Raw genomic sequence first — 18,013 nt, 5'->3', positions numbered from 1 at the left:
CCATGACTTCCGCTTCTCAGAACCAAGATGATCTCGGCTACGCGGTCGACATCGTGTTGTGCGTCGACGCCACCGCGAGCATGAAGCCGACGCTCGACAACGTTAAACACAGCGCGCTCTCTTTCCCCGGCAGGCTCGTGCAGGAGATGGCGGCCAAAGGGAGGGGAATACGCAGCCTCCGCCTCAAGGTGATCGCGTTCCGCGACTTCGGCGACCGAGCCGAAGACGCACTGGCCGAGAGCCAGTTCCTCCGTATCCCCTCGCAGGTCGACGAATTCGAACGCACAGTCAGCGCACTCAGCCCAGGCGGCGGTGGTGACGTGCCCGAATCCGGGCTCGAAGCGCTCGCGGTCGCGATGCACTCCGGCTGGGAGACAGGACTGGACCGCCGCCGCCACGTGATCGTGATCTTCACCGACGCACCCGCCCACCCGCTGGGTGACCCGCGGCAGACCGGTGCGCGCGGTTATCCGCAATCCGCGCCCGGTTCGCTCGACGAGCTTTTCGCCCTGTGGGGGCACGCGCAGAGCCGCGAGTCACTCATGGAGAACTCGGCCAAACGACTGCTGATCTTCGCACCCGAGGAGTATCCGTGGGCGGACATAGCCGACGACTGGAACAACACCCTCTTCTTTCCCTCCGTCGCCGGAGAGGGCCTCGAGGAGTGGGAGATGGACGAGATCATCGCGACCATCGCGAGCAGTCTTTGAGCCGACGCCTACGGTTGCGATTCCGCCGCAAGCCGACCTGCCCCTCGGAGGAACGACCCCGGGAGGCACCACCGGCACCGTCCCCTCCGACGATCTTCGGGTTGGACGTGACACTCGTCCGCCACCGGGCGCTGCTCGTCATCACCGAGCGAACCCGGCCGGACGACCCGCCTACCATGCTGCGGATCCCTCTGGCACGCTGTGCGGCCGCACGGATTGCCGTCGAGCCTGGGCTTCCCGGTACGGAACTGCTGCAGCTCACCCTGACCGTGCGTTGGGGCCGGATCGCCTCGGTCGACCTGCCGCTCTGGTTTCCGGCACAGTGCAGGACCGAGCTTCAGCACTTGGTGGACGAAGTTACGGCCCGGGCGGGCTCCCATGACCGCGGAAGGCCAGACGGGTCTCCGAGGACGAATGAACCTCCCGGCGCAGTGCTCGAACCACTGGCAGTACGCCGAGCACCGGACAACCACGACTGGATCGCCTTTCAGGACGGCGACAACGGAGAAGTGCTGCGAGTCCGCGATGACGGACGGTGAGTGATGACGACCAACGCTGACTGGGCATGCGATTCGTGCCATACCAACAACTACGCGCAACAATCGACTTGCCGGGTATGTGGACGTGAGCCCGGCAGCGCGACGGCCGTGCTGGCGCTCTCCGAACATCGACCGCTCGAAGTCCCGCGCGACGAGAGAGTCGACTTCGTCGAGTCCCGCTACAAGGACCTTCCCCGGCCCACCATCTCAATGGCCCCAGTGCCGCCGACCAGACCCGCTGCGGCCAAACCACCCGCGGCGCCCGCACGTCCCGCTCCGGCCATTCGACGGGCTGTTCCCCGTCCACCCCTGGCGCCGGTGTCACGCACCACGGTGCGGAGAGCGATACGTGTCGTCTTGGTAGGCGTCGGCGCCCTCGTCTTGTTCGCCAACGTCGGCCGCATCGGTGATTTGTTCGGTTCCTTGAGCACGAGCGGCACTGGACGGACCGCGAAGCCGTGCCCCGTCGAAGCCGCCCGCTGGCTACCGGGCAACGGCGACGGTGCCGAACTAGAGGCCAGGTACGACACCGGCAAGCACACGGTGACGATCTGCCGCGACTCGGCGGGGTCCTACCACTACGACGGACAGCTCAAAGGGAGGCCGACCACTTCGGACAACCACATCTCTTTGCCCGCCGAACAAACCGCGACCGGCTTCGTCGCGGTCAACGGCGACTACCGCTACGAGATATCCGGGCAGGACCTGACCGTCAAGCACAAAGGCAAGATCCAAGCCCGCATGCGTCTCGAACCGTTGCCGTCTTGAGGCGCGGCTATCGAGGGAAAGGGGAACCGGAGGTCGGCTGTACAGCGGCACGCCGGTCAGGCGACGCCGGGTGGGCGTCGCCGGCGCCACCGGCGCCGGCGACGAATCCGCAAACGACGACGATCGCAACGAGCCAGAACAAGAACTTGGCCAAGCCGAGCACGCTGACTACGAGTTTCACGGTGCGTCCGCCTTCCGAGAACGAGTGCCGGGAGGTCCGGCCCCTCCAGCATCTCGTCCTGAGACGGTGGTGCGGCAGCGGTTTCCTGTTGCGGTCGCGAGGCCTCAACAGGAAGGCGTACCTTTACCGACCTCGGCTCAGTTCGCCGGCAGAACGCGCCCGCGCACCTCGCCGAATCCGATCCGCGAGCCGTTCGCGCCGGGCGCGGTCCCGGTGATCACGACCTCGTCGCCGTCCAGCAGGAAGGTGCGCTCCTCCCCCTTGACCGTGAGCGGTTCCTTGCCGCCCCAGGACAATTCGAGGAACGCGCCGCGCTGGTTCTTCTCCGGCCCGGAGATCGTGCCGGAACCGTACAGGTCGCCCGTGCGCGAGGAGGCGCCGTTGACCGTCAGGTGCGCGAGCATCTGAGCGGGCGACCAGTACATCTCGCGGAACGGCGGGCGGCTGACCTCCTCGCCGTTCCATTCGATGACGAGGTCGATGTCGAGGCCCCACGGGTCGCTTTCCCGCAGGTACGGCAGCGGCTCCGGATCCGTCTGGCCGGGGAGGGGGATCCGCGCGGCCTCTAGCGCCAGGATCGGCACGACCCAAGGAGAGATCGAGGTCGCGAAGCTCTTGCCGAGGTGCGGGCCCAGCGGGACGTATTCCCACGCCTGGATGTCGCGGGCCGACCAGTCGTTGAGCAGGACGGCGCCGAAAACGTGGCGGGGGAAGGAATCCGGGGTGATCGGGGTGTTCAGCGGGGTTCCGGTGCCGACGATGAAGCCCATCTCGGCCTCGATGTCCAGCCGCGTACTCGGCCCGAACGTCGGCGCCGTGTCGGCCGGAGCCTTGCGCTGGCCGCTCGGGCGCACGATGTCCGTACCGGAGACCAGGACCGTGCCGGACCGTCCGTGGTAGCCGACGGGGAGGTGCTTCCAGTTGGGCAGCAACGGTTCCGCGTCGGGGCGGAAGAGCCTGCCGACGTTCGAGGCGTGGTGTTCGGAGGCGTAGAAGTCGACGTAGTCCGCGACCTCGATCGGCAGGTGCGGGGTCACCCGTTCGACCGCGTGGACCGCGGCGTCGGGGACCTCGCCGGCGACCAGGTCACGGATCCGCTCCCGGACCGCCACCCAGCGGTCGTATCCCTGCGCCATGAACGGGTTCAGCGTCGGCTCGGCGAAGACGTCGTCGCCGAGCGCCGCGGCCAAGTCGAGAACGGAGTCGCCGACGCGCACGCCGACGCGCGGGGAATCGCCGTCGACGGAGAAGACGCCGTACGGCAGGTTGTCGATCCCGAACAGCGAGCCTGCGGGGATGTCGATCGTGGTCATGCCTCTCCTCGGGGCGCCTCGAGCAGGCCGAGTCCGGCCAGTTCGGTCAGGGGGTCGGTGATGCTGCAGGTGCCGAACGACGTGAAGGCCGCGCGGAGGGCGGCGACGCGATCCGCGTCCAGCTCCCGGAGCCGCTCGGCGATGACCGTGCCGTTTCGTTCGGCGAGAACGGCTTCGGCGTCGCCATCGGTGAGGACGGCGTCGGTGGCGAGCATCAGGTTGAGGAAGCCGTGCTGTTCGAAGCCGGTTTCCGGATCGGTGTTGCGAAGGGCGTGGTGCAGCCCGGCGGTGGCCTTGAACGGAACGCCCGCCCCGACGGCCGCCCGGACCGCGGCGGCGAGTTCCGCTTCGCCGGGATACAGATCGGCACGGACGCCACCGGTGCGGAACTTCGCGTGGTGACCGGTCCCGGAAAGTGCGGTCAGCAGCGGAACACGTCGGTCGTCACGCGGGATCTCGACGAAAACCGGTGCGGTGGCCCGGGAAAGCGCGGCGAGCACCTCGTCCGGGCCCATCCCCTCCGGGACGGCGATCTCCAGCGCGTCGAGTTTCACCGGCAGCTTCTCCACTGCGTCGAGCACGCCGTCGAGCTGCGCGGGGCCTCCGGGCAAGGTCACCGAGACCGGAAGCGGAGTCGCCCGGTCCCCCAGCACTTCGGCGAGGTCGCCGAGCGCGGTGGCGGCGATCACCAGCGGGCCGACCAGATCGGCGTACCAGGCGGAGACGTGCTCGTCGTGCGCCGCGACCGCATCCGGCAGCGGGGCCAGCCCCGGCGGGAACACCGCGGCGTCGTCGCACAGCCCGGCGAAGAGCGCGGGAATCCGTCCGCCGTCCACCATGGTCTCCTCCTCGCCGATTTAGTTCACGCTTTTACTATCCATCGAGCAGCGTAGTCCGGTCTTCCCCGCGACGGGAAGGCCTACTTGCGGCTCCGGGTGCCGAACTCGGCGCGGCTCGTGATCAGCTTGCCCAGCAGCATGACGAGGATGCGCTGTTCGGTCTCGGTCAGCGCGTTCGTCCAGCCGAATTCGCGCTCGTTGTGCTCACGGAAGACCGAGACCATCTCCTCGTGCCCCGCCTCGGTCAGCGACAGCCGTACCGACCGGCCGTCGCGCTCGTCCGGGGCCCGGTCGAGCATCCCCTCCGCGACCAGCGTCTTGACCAGATTCGACACCGCCGCCCGGCTCATCCCGGTCAGCCGGGCGGCACTGGTCGGTTCGAGCGGCCCGGCGAGCCAGACCACGAACAGCAGCCGGAACGCCGACCACGACCGGCCGCGTGGCCGGTGCACCGCGGCTTCGAGATCGTAAGTCACCAGGTCGGAGGCACGATTGAGGGTCAGCAGCACCTCGGTCGCCAGCTGGTGCCGGAAGCCGTACTCGTGCGCGAGCCGCCGGTTCGCCAGCGCCACGAACGACCAGAAGTCCAGTCCGGCCGCGTCCACAGCGTCCACAGCGTCCACGTCTTCCATCGGCGAACACTAACCCGACTTCTCGAAAATGGTCAAAGTCGAAACTATCGCTCCCCTATAACGTGCCGCATGGAGCTTCGTCCATCGAGCGCGCTGGAGAGTGGAGGTTTCTCCATGGCGAGCCGACAGGTGATACCTGTTTGCTGAAGGCATGAGCAGAACGGAAGTGCCACCGGGGACCGCCAGGGCCGTCCGCGTGGCCGCAGGGGATCTGATGCGGGTGATCGACGTCGACGGTGGCCAGGTCGGCGACGTGTTCGCGTTCGCCGGCAGCGGGACCGAACTGGCCGAGCACCACAGCGCGGCGCACACCCGCGCCGGGATCGACAGGCTGTTCCCCGCGGTCGGCGAGTCCTTCGTGACCGACCTGCGCCGTCCGATCCTGACGCTGGTCGAAGACACCTCACCCGGCGAGCACGACATGCTCATCCCGGCGTGCGACCCGGCCCGGTACGCCGCGCTGGGCGCTCCGGGGCACCGGTCCTGCGCCGCGAACCTGCGTGAGGCGCTGGCAGACGAAGGCCTCGGCTTCCCGGGTCCGACGCCGCAGCCGATCAACGTCTTCATGCGCGTCCCGGTCGGCGAGGACGGACGCCTGAACTGGCTGACCGCGAACTCGCGGCCCGGCGACGCGGTCACCCTGCGCGCCGAGATGGACTGCGTCGTCGTGGTCTCCGCCTGCCCGCAGGACCTCGTCCGGATCAGTGACGCCGGACTCTCCCCGCTCGCCATCGAAACCGTCCACAATGGAGGAACCAGGTCATGACCACCACTGTCGAACACCCCGCACTGGCCCCGGTCGCGCTCGGTGGCCTCGCCCTGCGCAACCGCTACGCCGTCGCCCCGATGTCCCGCGTCTCGGCGAGCTCTGACGGCACCCCGACCGGCGAGATGGCCGACTACTACGCCGAATTCGCCCGCGGCGGCTTCGGGCTGGTGTTCAGCGAGGGCACCTATCCCGACATCGCGGCCAGCCAGGGCTACCTCAACCAGCCGGGCCTCGCGCGGGACGAGCACGTCGCGGGCTGGCGCGTGGTCACGGCCGGAGTCCGTGCGGCGGGTGGCCGGATGATCGCCCAGCTCATGCACGCCGGGGCGATCTCCCAGGGCAATCCGCACCGGGATCACACCGTCGCTCCGTCGGCCGTCCAGCCACGCGGGGAGATGATGCGCGCGTACGGCGGCTCCGGGCCATGGCCGGTCCCCCGCGAACTGACCACCGCCGAGATCGACGACGTCGTCGACGGTTTCGCGGCCGCGGCCGCGCGTGCCCGTCAGGCCGGGTTCGACGGTGTCGAGGTGCACGCGGCGAACGGGTACCTCCTCGACCAGTTCCTCACCGACTACACCAACCACCGCACGGACTCCTACGGCGGACCGGTCGCGAACCGGATCCGGCTGACCGCCCGCGTCGTGACCGCCGTCGCCGAGGCGGTGCCGGATCTGGTGACCGGCGTGCGGCTGTCGCAGACGAAGGTCAACGACTTCACCTATCGCTGGCCCGGTGGCCGGGCCGACGCCGAGGTGATCTTCGCCGCGGTCGCCGAAGCGGGCGCACAGTACCTCCACATCGCCAGCGAAGGCCGGAACTGGATCGAGACGGCGAAGCTGGCCGACGGCAGCACCATCACCGCCCTCGCCCGGCAGGTCACCGGGCTGCCGGTGATCGCCAACGGCGGGATGCACGACCTCACGCAGGCGCACGAGGTGCTCACCGGCGGGCACGCGGACCTGCTCTCGCTCGGGCACGGCGCGCTGGCCAACCCGGATCTGCCCGCCCGCGTCGCGGCGGCGGAACCCCTTGCCGAGTTCGACCGGGCGATGGTCTCCCCGACGGTCACGGTGGCGAACGCGCGCCGCTGGCGGGAGAGTCGGCAAGCGTGACGGAACCCAGCTGGCACGGCGGCGCGGCCGCGGTGGCGACCCTGACCTTCGACGTGGACGCGGAATCCCCGATCCTCGCGCGAGGACGGGGCTACGCCGACCACCTCTCGACCATGTCCCATCAGGCGTACGGCCCCCGCGTCGGGGTGCCGCGCATCCTCGACCTGCTCGACGAACTGGCCGTGCCCGCGACGTTCTTCGTGCCGGGCTGGGTCGCCGAACAGCGGCCCGGCCTCGCCGCCACGATCGTGGAGCGCGGGCACGAGGTGGCCCACCACTCCTACAGCCACCGGCCGCCGACCGCGATGACCGCCGCCGAGCAGCGTGCCGATTTCGAACGGGGCATGGCGGTCTTCGCCGCACAAGGCATCGAGATCAGCGGCCATCGCGCGGCGGGCTGGGAGTCCACTTGGGACACTCCGGCGCTGGTGGCCGAGCACGGGTTAAGCTACGACTCGTCGCTGATGGCCGACGATCGGCCGTACCTGCTCGAAACCGGCGCCGGCCGGATCGCCGAGTTGCCGGTGCACTGGTCGCTCGACGACTGGGAGCAGTACGCGTTCCTTCCCGCGCCTCAGGTCGGCTCGGTGATCACGTCCCCGGTGCGGGTGCTGGAGATGTGGCGCGCGGAGCTGGACGCGATGCGCCGCTACCGATGCCTGTTCAACCTGTGCCTGCACCCCTTCCTTTCGGGCAGGCCGGGACGGCTGGAGGCGGTGCGCTCGCTCATCGAGTTCGGGCTCGGTCTCGGCGACGTCCGGTTCGCCCGGTGCCGCGACGTGGCCGCCGCGGCGCTGGCCGACCCCGCGTTGCCCGCGGAACCCTTGCGGCGCCTCGAAGTCGACCCGGCGGTCTATCCGGACTGAGCCGCCTCCAGCGCCAGGAACAGGTCGACCCGGTCCGCGGTCCGCCCGACGTCGCGGCCGGTCAGCTCGGTGACCTTGGCCAGCCGGTTGCGCAAGGTGTTGACGTGCACGTACAGCGCCGCGGCCGTGGCCGCCCACTGGCCGTCGTGGTCGAGGAAGGCCCGCAGGGTCGTCTCCAGGTCGCCGTCGCGGACGCGGTCGTGCTCGCGCAGCGGGCCGAGCAGGGCGTCGGCGAAGGTGTGCCGCCATTGCTCGTCATGCGACTCCAGCAGCAGGCGATAGCTGCCCAGTTCGGCGAAACTCGCCGCGACCGGGCCGCTGCGCCTGCCGCGGAGCACGCGGCAGGCTTCGCGGCTGCGTGACAGCGGCACGCGTAGGTCGGCCGCGCCGGCCACGGGATCGGCGAGCCCGACGACCACGCGCCCTCCGGCGAGGCGGTGCGACACCGCCGCCGCCAGCCGGGGTGCGAAGGCGGCGGGCGACTGCCGTCCCGAACGGAACGGCAGCACCGCGACGACGTCCTGGCTGCCCGCCGCCACGACCGCGGGCAGCCCGTCCGCCAGCAGGAAATCCGTCACGGCCTCCGCCATCCCCGCCCGCGTCGCGGCGTCGTCACCCGCGAACGCCAGCGCGATCACGGACAGGGGCCCGTCCGGGTCGACGCCGAAGGCACGCAGCCTGCCGGGCACCTCCGCGGCGCGCTGCGCGCCGGACAGCACCATGTCCAGCAGTTCGACGGCGAACCGCATCTCGATCGCCTGCACCGCCTGGTGCCGGGCCACCTCAAGGCTGAGGTAGCGGGCGGTCTGCTCCAGCGCGTCCCGCTCCTCGCGCGTCAGGTCGGACACGGGCCGCAGGCACAGCAGCGCGGCGTCCGCGTCGCCGATCGCGCCCACCGGGAACAACGCCGCCCGCGTCCCCGCGCCGAGATCCGCCTCCAATGGCGGCGGATGCCCGGCCAGCGCCTCCGCAGCGGCGCGCGACTGCCCGGCGTCCAGTCCGGCGCGGGCGGACGCGAGTTCGCGACCCATCCGGTCCACGACCGCCAGCGGGAGCTCGTGCTCACGACGGAGGACCGCGAGCACGCCGGACGCGCCCGCGCCTCGCGACAGCGCCGAGGTCAGCTCGTCCCCTCGGCGTACCAGCGACATCAACGCGTTCTGCCGGTCCGTGGCCTGGATCGCCGCCGCGGCACGGGTGACCGCCGTGAACGGCACCGCCACCGAGATCTCCACCAGGGGCAGCCCGGCTTCACGGCAGGCGTCGGCGAGTTCCGGAGGAGTGTCGCGTTGCTCCACGCGCAGGCCGAAGATGATCCCCGCCGCTCCGGCGCCGACCACCCGCGCGACGAACTCCGCCGGCTCGACGCGGTCCAGCCACAAGCCGTTGGTCAGCACGACCTCGTGCTCGCGCACGTACGGGCCGGGGTCGGGAAGCTCGGTGTTGTGCACCCACAGCACCTGCTCGGCCAGCGCCCCGTCGCGGCCGGGGACGACCACCCGCAGTTCGAGAGCCGGGTCGTCGACCAGGGCCGCCAAGGTCAGCATGACTGTGAATATATCCAGCCAGGTACGTCCTTTATGGATGAACGGCCATTTCATCGTTTTGTCATGAGCGCTGGTTAGCGTCCCTCGAAGACCCTTCAGGATTCGAGGAGAACCACTGTGACGGCAGTTTCCCGCACGATCGCCGAGCGCTACACCCTGCTCGAGGAGCTGGGTCGCGACGGGACGGCCGTGCTGTGGCGTGCCGAGGACGGGCCGGACGGCGCCCGGGTCACGATCAAGGAACTGCCGCTTCCCACCCGCGAGCCCGCCCTCGCGGAGCGGCTCCAACGGGAAGCCCGTGTCTCCGTGGATCACCCGTCGGTGGTGCCCGTCCACGATGTCGTGGTGGCCGACGGGGCGGCGTTCATCGTGCTGGATCCGGTGGAAGCCCGGACGCTGGAGGAGCTGGCGTCCTCGGGTCCGCTGCCGCCGCGGTTCGTGGCCGAAATCGGCGGGAAAGTGCTCGACGCGCTCGCGGCCGCGCATACGGCGGGCGTCGTGCACGGGGACGTGCGCCCCGCGAACATCCTGGTGGCTCCCGACGGCGCGGTGAAACTGACTGGCTTCGGGATCGCCAAGGCGCTCGATCCGTCAGGCAGCCCCGCGTTCCTCGCCCCCGAAACGATCGCGGGGCACGAAGGCACTCCCCACTCCGACCTCTGGTCGCTCGGCGTGACCCTGCTCAGCGCGAGCGAGGGCGGGAACTTCTTCCAGCGGGCGAACGTCGCGGCCACGCTGTACGCCGTCGTCAACGAGCAGCCGCCCTTCACCCGGACGCCCGGGCCGCTCGCGGACGTCCTCCGTGGGCTGCTGGCAAAAGCACCGCAGGCACGCATGCTGCCGGATCATGCGCTCCCACTGCTGGCCCAGGCCGCGAGCGGGATCGAAACCCCCCGCGCCGCAGCGGCCAGGGCTGACCCCGCCCTCCGTGTTCGCGGTCCTGGCGGGAGTGGCGGGCATGGTGCTCGGCTTCGCACTGCTCGCGAACGCGATGCTGATGCACCAGGCGTACTACTTCTTCGAGTTCGCGCATCTGTCGATCACGGTGGGAGACATCGGCTTGGTGCTCGCCGGGGTGGCCGCGGTGGCGGGCGGAGCGAGCCTGCTCGCCAAGGTGCGAGCAGGACAGATCATGCTCGGCGTCTCCGCGCTGCTGACCCTGCTGTCGCTGTGCCTGCTGACCTTCCTCGGCGGCGATCGGGAGCACCTCGGCCTTCCGGTCCAGCCGGGTCTCACTCTCGATCTCCTCGTCCTGGTCTTCGCCGTCGTCCTGGCGGGCGTCGTCTGGTTCGTCCCGGCCAAGCGCCCTGCTGTGGGCTGATCCGCTCACAGCAGAGAAACCGGCGGACGGCCGGGCTCCGGCGGCATCGTCGGGGCATGACCGACTACGAGAAGCAGCCACTCTTCGACCAACGGCTCCGGGAACGGTTCTTCAGCCAGCGCGTCCTGGTCCTCGACGGCGCGCTCGACGACGACAACGGGACGGTCCTCACCACCCAGCTGCTGTCACTGGCGAGCGAGGACCCACGCAAGGACATCGCGTTGTGGATCCATTCGCCGGGCGGTTCGGTCCCCTCGATGCTGGCCATCCGCGACGTGATGCGGCTCGTGCCGTGCGACGTCGCCACCCTCGCGCTGGGGCTGGCGTGCAGTGCCGGGCAGTTCCTGCTCTCCGCGGGCACCCCCGGCAAACGATTCGCCCTGCCGCACGCGCGGATCCTGATGCACCAGGGTTCGGCGGGCATCGGCGGTTCGGCCGTCGAGGTTGAGGTGCAGGCGGACGACCTGCGCTACACACGGGACACGGTGCTGGGCCTCATCGCCGACGACACCGGGCAGCCCATCGACCGGATCTTCGCCGACTCCCTCCACGATCGCTGGTTCACCACCGAGCAGGCGCGCGAATACGGCTTCATCGACCACATCGTCGAGCGCCTCGACCAAGTGGTCCCCGTCCGCACGCACAAACTCGGCCTCGGCACGGAAAGGGGTGCGGGCGCATGAGCACCTACACCATCCCCAACGTCATCTCCCGCAGTCCCGCCGGCGAGCGGATCATGGACGTCTACTCGCATCTGCTGTCGGAGCGGATCATCTACCTCGGGACCGCGATCGACTCCGGCGTGGCGAACGCGCTGATCACGCAGCTGCTGTACCTGGAGGCGGACAACCCCGAGCAGGAGATCAACCTCTACATCAACACCGAGGGCGGCGACCCGTCGGCGATGCTCGCGCTGTACGACACCATGCGGTTCATCAAGGCGCCGGTGGCCACGACCTGCGTCGGCCAGGCCGTGGCGGCGGGCGCGATCCTGCTGGCCGCCGGCGAAGCGGGGCACCGGTTCGTGCTGCCCCACACCCGGGTGGTGCTGCACCAGCCCGCCGCGCAGGGCCGCGGCACCATCCCGGACCTCATCCTGCAGGCCGACGAAGTCGTGCGGGTGCGGACGCAGCTGGAGGAGATCCTTTCCGCGCACACCGGCCGCGCCGTTTCCGATCTCCGGCACGACACCGACCGGGACCGCGTGTTCGACGCGGCGGGCGCGGTCGCGTACGGGCTCGCGGACCGCGTCCTCGACGAGCGTGCCTAAGCGGCCATGAGCACGGGTCCTCGCGGACGCCGGCCGACCGCGAGCCCCGTGCTGCCGCCCCGGCTGATCGTGCCCGCGATCCCGAAGAGCAGGTCCGCCAGGTCGATCCCGAGCGCGCCGGTGACCGCGGCGATCATCTCGCTGGACGGTTCCTTGCGGCCGCGTTCGATCTCGGAGAGGTACTGCGGCGAGATCCCGGCGCGTTCCGCGACGTCGACGAGGCGGCCGCCCTGGTCCTCCCGCGCGGCGCGCAGGCTCTTGCCCAGCACGTCACGCCACAGCGGCTCCGGTTCGGGACGCTTCTGGTGGAAAGGGAGGATGTCCGCCATACGATCATCGTGACACCGCGCGGGGGCGCGCGTGCGCCGTTCCGCTCAAGGCGAAACCGAGCCCCGGAAAGCGCGCCGGTACGCGCCGGGCGTCGTGCCGACCTGATCGCGGAAGCGACGGCGGAGGTTCACGGCCGACGTCAGCCCGACGCGGGACGCGATCACCTCCACCGGCAAGCCGGTCTCCTCCAGCAGGGTGCGCGCCTCGGTCACGCGCCGCGTGAGCAGCCAGGCCCCCGGCGTGGTGCCCAGCTGCTCGGCGAAGCGCCGGGCGAGCGTGCGGGGCGAGACGTTGAGGTGCGCGGCCAGATCGCCCACCGACAACGGCGTCCCGAGGCGCTCGCCCGCCCACTCGAGGAGACCGTCCAGCTCGTCGCCGGGCGGCGGGGCCGGGACGAACTGCGCCTGCCCGCCGTCGCGATGCGGCGGCATCACCATGTGCCGGGCGACGAGGGCGGCGTGCGCGGCCCCGTGGTCACGCCGGACCAGGTGCAGGCAGAGATCGATCCCCGCGCCCGCCCCGGCGCTCGTGGCGACGTCGCCGTGGTCGACGTAGAGCACGTCCGGTTCCACGCGTATCCGCGGGAACTCCTTCTGCAGCTGGGAAGCACGCGCCCAGTGCGTGGTCGCCGCCCTGCCGTCCAGCAGCCCGGTGCGGGCCAGCGCGAAAACGCCGGAACAGATCGTGACGAGCCGCGCTCCCCTGGCGTGCGCGCGCAGGAGCGCCCTGCGCACGGGAGCTGTCAAAGGCGCCTCCACCGGGGACCAACCGGGGATGAGCACGGTGTCGACGCCCGCCAGCGCGGACAGGCCCCGGGTCACGGACATCGCGTACCCGGCCGTGGTCGGCACCGGGCCCGGTTTCTCCGTGCAGACGTCGAATTCGTAGTACCGCGGCACCCCGGCGCGCTCCGTGCCGAAGACCTCGGCGGCGATCCCGAGTTCGAAGGTCGACTGCACCGGCCGCACCAGTGCCATCACGCGATGCATGGCAGGAAAGTACCCCATGGTGTCTTCCCTGACACTGTCCGGCGGCAGGATGATCACGGCACGATGAGGTCATGCACCCCGAGATCCTCGCCCAAGAGGGCTACACTTCCGTCCCCGTCAAGGAATCCCCCGTCCGCGAGCTGTTCCCCGGGATCCGGCTTCGTCCACTGTGGACAGGAGCGGACGGCGCGCACGCCAACGTGCTGGAAATGGATCCCGGCACCTCGTGGCCGCACCGCGACGTCCACGAACCGGGCCCCGAAGAGGTGTTCGTCGTCTCCGGCACCTTCAACGACGGCGCGCGCGACTATCCGGCAGGAACCTTCCTGCACGCTCCGGCCGGTTCATGGCACGTGCCCGCGTCGGCGACCGGGTGCACGCTCTTCGTCTTCTATCCGGAGGGCTGAACCGACAATCCGCTCTCGGTCGCGAGGATCCCCGCGACCGAGACGGCCTGCTCAGCGGTGATCTTCGCGCCGCGCAGGGTCAGCAGGCCACGGACGCCGGAAAGGCGCGAACCGCGCAGATCGCACCCCACCGCGGCGGTCGCCGCGAATTCCGTGTCCGTGAACTCACAGTCCACAAAGGTCAGCCGGGACAGGTCACCGGAGAACGCCGTCTCCCGGAACGAACATCCGGAGAACACGGCCGAGCCCTTCACCCGCTCGACCGTCACCGACGCGTAGTCGAAGCGCCCGTTCTCGACATACAGATCGGTCGCGGAGGTGATCGCCACTCCCAGCCCGATGGCGCGGCAGCGAAGGATTTCGACCCGGCGGGCCGACAGTTCGCGGATCGCCGCGTTGGACAGGTCGACGCCTTCGAGGATCACGTCGGAGAGGGTCAGCCTGTCGAGCCGGGAGTTGGCCAGGCTCACGTCCGAGACGAGGGAACGCGCGATCTCACCGCCGCCGCGGGCCCCGTCCTGTTCGCCGCCGTCGAGGTGGACCGAATCGAAGTCGAAATCGCCCCGGAACACGGCGGGCTCGTTTTCGAGGTCGTCGCGCTCGACCGAAGGGCGCCGCACCTTGATGCCGCCGAAATCCCGGAAGTCCATGATCCGGGACCGTACCGCAGGGGCTCGCGCGTGAAGGGTCCCTTCACGCGCGAGCCAGGCCGCGAATCAGTCGCGAACACCCTTCACGGCGTCCTTGATCTTCTCGCCCGCCTGCTTGACGTTGGCCTTGCCCTGCTCGGCCTTGCCTTCGGTCTGCCACTGCTCGTTGTCCGTGGCGTCCCCGGCGGCTTCCTTCGCCTTGCCCTTGAGTTCTTCGACCTTGTTCTCGGCCTTGTCGTTCATCATGGCCTCCCTTCGTTGTCCGCTGCCTCCGGTTACCCGGCAGCGGGCCGGGGAAACTCTCATCTCTCGCCACCCGTGTGGCCGCACGGGTACACCGTCTTCGCGACGACGGCCACGCAGTCCGGGCAGTTGTTCACCGGCCGTTCGCGACGGCCCCAATACGGATGGGTGGCCCCGCACAGCGCCGTGACCGGCTCGCCGAGGCCGGGGTCCGGATTGCAGACACGACAGTAGGCGTGGGCCGCCCGTTCGATTTCGGCCGTCATCCGCCACCTCCGGGTGCAGGTCGTTCCCTGTCCACGGTACGGCGCTCCTCGCCCCTTCCCCCGATCGTGGATGGCCGTGGCCCTGAATGGCCGATGTGCCGTTACGCCGCCGGTTCTATCGTTCGGACGCATGGCGAGCGACTTGCAGCGGCGCAAGATCTCCGGCGTCTTCGCCGCGATGGACGTCGACGGCGACGGTTTTCTCCAGGAGCGGGACTTCCAGGCGCTGGCCGACCGCTGGGCGCGGCGGCGCGGCCCGGGTGACGAGCGGCGCCTGACCGGCATCATGCTGAGCTGGTGGACGACGCTGCTGGCGGCGTCGGATCTCGACCGGGACGACAAGGTCACCCTCGACGAGGTCCTGCTGGTGGTCGACAGGCTTCCGGGCACGCCCGAGGCCGTGACCGCGACGGCCGACGCGATGTTCGAAGCGATCGACGAGAACGGGGACGGCCTGATCTCCGCGGCGGAGTACCGCCAGTTGATCGAGGTCTGGAACGGCCGCCCCACCGACACCGACGCCACCTTCCCGCTGCTGGACTCGGACGGCGACGGAATGCTGTCCCGGGACGAGTTCGCCGCGCTGTGGCTGGAGTTCTGGGCGGGTGACGACGCGAGGGCGCCGGGCACCCTGGTCTTCGGCCCGCTCGCCGCCTGACGGCTTTCGGGCGGACCCGGCGGCCATACGGGCCAGACCCGGCCGTCCACCACGTCGTGGATCGCCACCCCGCTCAGGATGGCAGGCGTGGACGAGGTGGCCGAGTGGATCCTGGAGCGCGTCACCGGCGAAGGCGCGCCTTGCGTCTGGGTGACCGGGCCGGCGGGCGTCGGCCGGACCACGCTGCTCGCCCGGTTGTCCGAGCGGCTTTCCGCGTCGGGGCAAGGGGTTTCGACCGTGCGCTTCACGCAGGACGGCGACCTCGCGCCCGGGAGCGATCCTTGGCCTCCCGTCGTCGGCGACGGGCATGTGCTGCTGCTCGACGACACCCAGTGGATGGGGAACGATTCCCTCCCGGAGCTGGCGGCGTTGATCCGCCGCTCGCCGGGCAAGCTGGTCTGCGCCACGCGAACCCCGGTCCGTGACGTCGCCGAACGGCTCGCCGTCGTGCGGCGGTTGCGAGCCGAAGGCCTGGTGGACCCGATCCGGCTGCCGCCGTTGACGGCCGCGGAGATCACGCGGCCGGTCGTCGAGGCGCTGGGTGCCGTTCCGAGCGCCCTCCTGCGGGACCGGCTGCACGAACTCAGCCGAGGCGTGCCCGCCGCGTTGCGCCAGGCGCTGGACCTGCTGCGCGCGCAGGGCGCGATCCGGATCGTCGACCGGCGCGCGTTCCTCGTTCCGGGCACGCCGGTGCCGTCGCGCTCCACGCAGCCTGCTCCCGGACGGCTCGCGGTCGCGAAGGCGGCCGCCATGCTGCATCCGCTCGGTGCGGCGATGCCGTCGCTGATCAGCGAGGTCCTCGCGCAGGATCCCGCGGAAACGCTCGCGATACTGGAAACCCTTCGTGCGGACGGGATTCTGCACCGCGGCCGGGGCTGGCGGTTCACCGTGCCGGTGGTGGCGTACGCGCTGATCGCCGAACTCGGGCCGTTCGAACGCCGTCGTCTCTCCGCGGCCGCCGTCACCGCGTTGTGGAACGGGACCGCGCACACGTCCGACCAGTATTACCTCCCCGACCGGATCGCCGAGGCGGGCAAGCTGATCGACCCGCGCCGCGCCCTCGCCGAGCTTCTCGACAACGCGGCCTTCCTGCCCGACGACCAGACCACCCGCGGCGCGCGATGGCTGCGCGCCGCGGTCGAGCTGACCGAGGACCGGCCGCAGCGGGCGAGGGTGACCCTTCTCCACACCATGTGGTGTCACCTGAACGGAGACCACGAACAGAGTCTCGCGGGGACGCGGCGGTTGCTGGAGGAATTCCCCGACCGGCTGTCCGCCGACGCCGCGCAAGAAGCCCAGTCCATCGCCGTCTGCGCGCTGCACAACTCCGGCGACACGGCCGAACTGGCGAGGATCGCCACGAACCCGCCGGACTGGTCGGTGGCCTCGAGCGCGATCGCGCTGAGCCTGCTGGACCGCTGGGCGGAAGCGGCCGAACTGCTGGCGGAGAACGATTCCTGGCGAACCGAATCGACGGTTTCCGCGATGCTGGGCGAACTCTTCGGCAGTCTGGCCGAGCTTTGGGCCGGCCGCCCGGCGCGGTTCGGCGCGAACCTGACCGAACGCGAGCGGTGGCCGCTGAGGACGGCGCGGCGGCACCGGAACGACCAGCTCACCTCGTACGTCACCGCGTTGCTGGTGCTGGGCGAACGGGCACGCGCGGAGAAGCTGCTCGCCGACGAGGACTTCCCCGAAACCGGGCTGCGGGACAGCGAGCGTTCGATGCTCGCTGTGATGCGTGGGCAGCCCGCCCGCGCGATCGACTTCGCCCACCGCAGCGTGGCCGACCGTTCGCGGCGTGGTTACGACACCGGCTCGGCCGCGATGCACCTGTCGATCGTGTCGGTCCTGCTGTCGCAGGGACGGTTCACCGCGGCACGGGAGCTGCTGACCGCCGCCCGCGCCACGGCGCCGATGCTGGCGCACCTGCTCGACATCGCGGAGGCCCGGGTCGACATGGCCCTCGGCGAGACCGACCGTGCCGCCGAACGCCTGCACGCGGCCACCTGCGGGCTCGCCGTCGGCACGGACATCGCCTGGGCCGATCTCGCCGAACTCGCGTTGCGGAAGAACGACCGGGCCGCGGCCAGGAAGGCGCTCGACGCGCTGGAGGAACTCGCTTCCGCGATGCCGACCGGACGGGTGCTGCTGCATCGCCATCTGGTCCGCGCCTGCCTCGGACAGGAGCCGGACGCCGAATGCCTGTGGCTGGCCAGGGAACGCGAACAGCCGCTGGAGCTCGTCATCGCGGCCGAACGCCTGGTCCGGCACCACGCGACGGATCCCAAGGTGCTCATCGAGGTCTACGAGACGCTCGGCTCGCTCGACGCGCTGCTGTACCGCGCACGGCTGCGGAATCTGATGCGGGACAACGGGATCACTCCCCCAGGTGACCAGGAGGAAACGGCCGCCGAGAACGAGCACCTGCTGGCGCTGCTGGCGGGCGAAGGGCTGACGAACGAGCAACTGGCGAAGACCCTGCAGACCAGCCGCAAGAGTGTGGACGGACGGCTGAGCCTGCTCTTCAGCCGGACCGGCTACCGCTCCCGGATCGAACTGGCCACGGCACTGCTGAACGGCCGATACGCCTCGTGAACACG

Annotated in this window: 21 protein-coding genes and 1 pseudogene; 13 read left to right on the top strand and 9 right to left on the bottom strand. The window is 70.4% G+C overall.

The features are described 5' to 3' along the window. Positions 1–2 precede the first annotated feature (2 nt). The 3 genes from DMH01_RS34025 (at position 3) to DMH01_RS34015 (ending at position 2,017) form a co-directional block, all read left to right on the top strand. On the top strand, positions 3–710 hold the full coding sequence (locus DMH01_RS34025; protein WP_125682109.1) for a vWA domain-containing protein: 708 nt from the start codon (positions 3–5) through the stop codon (positions 708–710). 101 nt (positions 711–811) lie between these two features. Then, on the top strand, positions 812–1,249 hold the full coding sequence (locus DMH01_RS34020; protein WP_125682107.1) for a hypothetical protein: 438 nt from the start codon (positions 812–814) through the stop codon (positions 1,247–1,249). Between the two features lie 423 nt (positions 1,250–1,672). Continuing rightward, positions 1,673–2,017 (top strand): hypothetical protein, encoded by a 345-nt coding sequence (locus DMH01_RS34015; RefSeq protein ID WP_125682105.1) that lies wholly within the window; start codon positions 1,673–1,675, stop codon positions 2,015–2,017. Positions 2,018–2,335: 318 nt separating this feature from the next. Here the strand turns inward: DMH01_RS34015 and fahA are convergent, their stop codons facing one another. The 3 genes from fahA to DMH01_RS34000 form a co-directional block, all read right to left on the bottom strand. Then, complete coding sequence (fahA, locus tag DMH01_RS34010) at positions 2,336–3,511, bottom strand: fumarylacetoacetase (RefSeq protein ID WP_125682103.1); 1,176 nt, start codon at positions 3,509–3,511, stop codon at positions 2,336–2,338. After that, entirely contained in the window at positions 3,508–4,350 is an 843-nt protein-coding gene (locus DMH01_RS34005; RefSeq protein ID WP_125682101.1) for a hypothetical protein, read from the bottom strand. Before DMH01_RS34005 ends, fahA begins: the two co-directional genes overlap by 4 nt. A gap of 80 nt (positions 4,351–4,430) precedes the next feature. Continuing rightward, a complete protein-coding gene (locus tag DMH01_RS34000) occupies positions 4,431–4,982 on the bottom strand; it encodes a MarR family winged helix-turn-helix transcriptional regulator (protein ID WP_125682099.1) in 552 nt (183 codons plus the stop codon). Between the two features lie 151 nt (positions 4,983–5,133). Between DMH01_RS34000 and DMH01_RS33995 the strand changes: the two genes are divergently transcribed. Genes DMH01_RS33995 through DMH01_RS33985 form a run of 3 tightly spaced genes read left to right on the top strand, consistent with a single transcriptional unit; the run spans position 5,134 to position 7,732 of the window. Continuing rightward, positions 5,134–5,748, top strand: a complete 615-nt coding sequence (locus DMH01_RS33995) for a DUF1989 domain-containing protein (protein ID WP_125682097.1) — start codon at positions 5,134–5,136, stop codon at positions 5,746–5,748. Beyond that, positions 5,745–6,866 (top strand): tRNA-dihydrouridine synthase, encoded by a 1,122-nt coding sequence (locus tag DMH01_RS33990; RefSeq protein WP_125682095.1) that lies wholly within the window; start codon positions 5,745–5,747, stop codon positions 6,864–6,866. The genes DMH01_RS33995 and DMH01_RS33990 overlap by 4 nt, the downstream gene beginning before the upstream one ends. After that, positions 6,863–7,732 carry a polysaccharide deacetylase gene (locus tag DMH01_RS33985; protein ID WP_125682093.1) on the top strand — a complete coding sequence of 290 codons (870 nt, stop codon included), beginning with the start codon at positions 6,863–6,865 and terminating at the stop codon, positions 7,730–7,732. Before DMH01_RS33990 ends, DMH01_RS33985 begins: the two co-directional genes overlap by 4 nt. On the opposite strand, the gene DMH01_RS33980 is transcribed toward DMH01_RS33985, so the two are convergent. Next, entirely contained in the window at positions 7,720–9,279 is a 1,560-nt protein-coding gene (locus tag DMH01_RS33980) for a PucR family transcriptional regulator ligand-binding domain-containing protein (RefSeq protein ID WP_125682091.1), read from the bottom strand. The two genes, DMH01_RS33985 and DMH01_RS33980, sit on opposite strands and share 13 nt — an antisense overlap. A gap of 117 nt (positions 9,280–9,396) precedes the next feature. Here DMH01_RS33980 and DMH01_RS43380 point away from each other — a divergent pair. The 4 genes and pseudogenes from DMH01_RS43380 to DMH01_RS33965 form a co-directional block, all read left to right on the top strand. Next, positions 9,397–10,071: pseudogene (locus DMH01_RS43380) on the top strand (serine/threonine-protein kinase); the annotation flags it as partial. Positions 10,072–10,207: 136 nt separating this feature from the next. Continuing rightward, positions 10,208–10,600 carry a hypothetical protein gene (locus DMH01_RS43375; RefSeq protein WP_233621782.1) on the top strand — a complete coding sequence of 131 codons (393 nt, stop codon included), beginning with the start codon at positions 10,208–10,210 and terminating at the stop codon, positions 10,598–10,600. A 56-nt stretch (positions 10,601–10,656) separates the two neighbouring features. Beyond that, positions 10,657–11,283: a ClpP family protease gene (locus DMH01_RS33970; protein WP_125682089.1), complete on the top strand. Its 627-nt coding sequence runs from the start codon at positions 10,657–10,659 to the stop codon at positions 11,281–11,283. After that, the gene (locus DMH01_RS33965) at positions 11,280–11,870 is read left to right on the top strand and encodes a ClpP family protease (protein WP_016335566.1); all 591 of its coding nucleotides are present in this window, start codon (positions 11,280–11,282) and stop codon (positions 11,868–11,870) included. Before DMH01_RS33970 ends, DMH01_RS33965 begins: the two co-directional genes overlap by 4 nt. Here DMH01_RS33965 and DMH01_RS33960 read toward each other — a convergent pair. Both DMH01_RS33960 and DMH01_RS33955 read right to left on the bottom strand, forming a co-directional pair. Further along, positions 11,867–12,199 (bottom strand): helix-turn-helix domain-containing protein, encoded by a 333-nt coding sequence (locus DMH01_RS33960; protein WP_125682088.1) that lies wholly within the window; start codon positions 12,197–12,199, stop codon positions 11,867–11,869. The genes DMH01_RS33965 and DMH01_RS33960 overlap by 4 nt on opposite strands. A 45-nt stretch (positions 12,200–12,244) precedes the next feature. Beyond that, the gene (locus tag DMH01_RS33955; protein ID WP_125682086.1) at positions 12,245–13,189 is read right to left on the bottom strand and encodes a GlxA family transcriptional regulator; all 945 of its coding nucleotides are present in this window, start codon (positions 13,187–13,189) and stop codon (positions 12,245–12,247) included. Positions 13,190–13,260: 71 nt separating this feature from the next. Between DMH01_RS33955 and DMH01_RS33950 the strand changes: the two genes are divergently transcribed. Continuing rightward, on the top strand, positions 13,261–13,596 hold the full coding sequence (locus DMH01_RS33950) for a cupin domain-containing protein (RefSeq protein WP_125682084.1): 336 nt from the start codon (positions 13,261–13,263) through the stop codon (positions 13,594–13,596). Here the strand turns inward: DMH01_RS33950 and DMH01_RS33945 are convergent. The 3 genes from DMH01_RS33945 to DMH01_RS33935 all read right to left on the bottom strand — a co-directional run bounded on the left by DMH01_RS33945 (position 13,581) and on the right by DMH01_RS33935 (position 14,755). Continuing rightward, positions 13,581–14,246 (bottom strand): pentapeptide repeat-containing protein, encoded by a 666-nt coding sequence (locus DMH01_RS33945; protein ID WP_125682082.1) that lies wholly within the window; start codon positions 14,244–14,246, stop codon positions 13,581–13,583. The two genes, DMH01_RS33950 and DMH01_RS33945, sit on opposite strands and share 16 nt — an antisense overlap. A gap of 66 nt (positions 14,247–14,312) precedes the next feature. Next, a complete protein-coding gene (locus tag DMH01_RS33940) occupies positions 14,313–14,489 on the bottom strand; it encodes a CsbD family protein (protein ID WP_125682080.1) in 177 nt (58 codons plus the stop codon). A 59-nt stretch (positions 14,490–14,548) separates the two neighbouring features. Beyond that, positions 14,549–14,755, bottom strand: a complete 207-nt coding sequence (locus DMH01_RS33935) for a hypothetical protein (protein WP_125682078.1) — start codon at positions 14,753–14,755, stop codon at positions 14,549–14,551. A 130-nt stretch (positions 14,756–14,885) separates the two neighbouring features. Here DMH01_RS33935 and DMH01_RS33930 point away from each other — a divergent pair, with 130 nt between their 5' ends. Both DMH01_RS33930 and DMH01_RS33925 read left to right on the top strand, forming a co-directional pair. After that, the gene (locus tag DMH01_RS33930; RefSeq protein ID WP_199745732.1) at positions 14,886–15,413 is read left to right on the top strand and encodes an EF-hand domain-containing protein; all 528 of its coding nucleotides are present in this window, start codon (positions 14,886–14,888) and stop codon (positions 15,411–15,413) included. A gap of 78 nt (positions 15,414–15,491) precedes the next feature. Beyond that, positions 15,492–18,008, top strand: a complete 2,517-nt coding sequence (locus tag DMH01_RS33925) for a hypothetical protein (protein WP_233621761.1) — start codon at positions 15,492–15,494, stop codon at positions 18,006–18,008. The last annotated feature ends 5 nt before the right edge of the window (positions 18,009–18,013 follow it).

Source organism: Amycolatopsis sp. WAC 04182 (assembly GCF_003947465.1).
Taxonomy (GTDB): Bacteria; Actinomycetota; Actinomycetes; order Mycobacteriales; family Pseudonocardiaceae; genus Amycolatopsis.
This window is presented reverse-complemented; position numbering and strand designations above follow the sequence as displayed.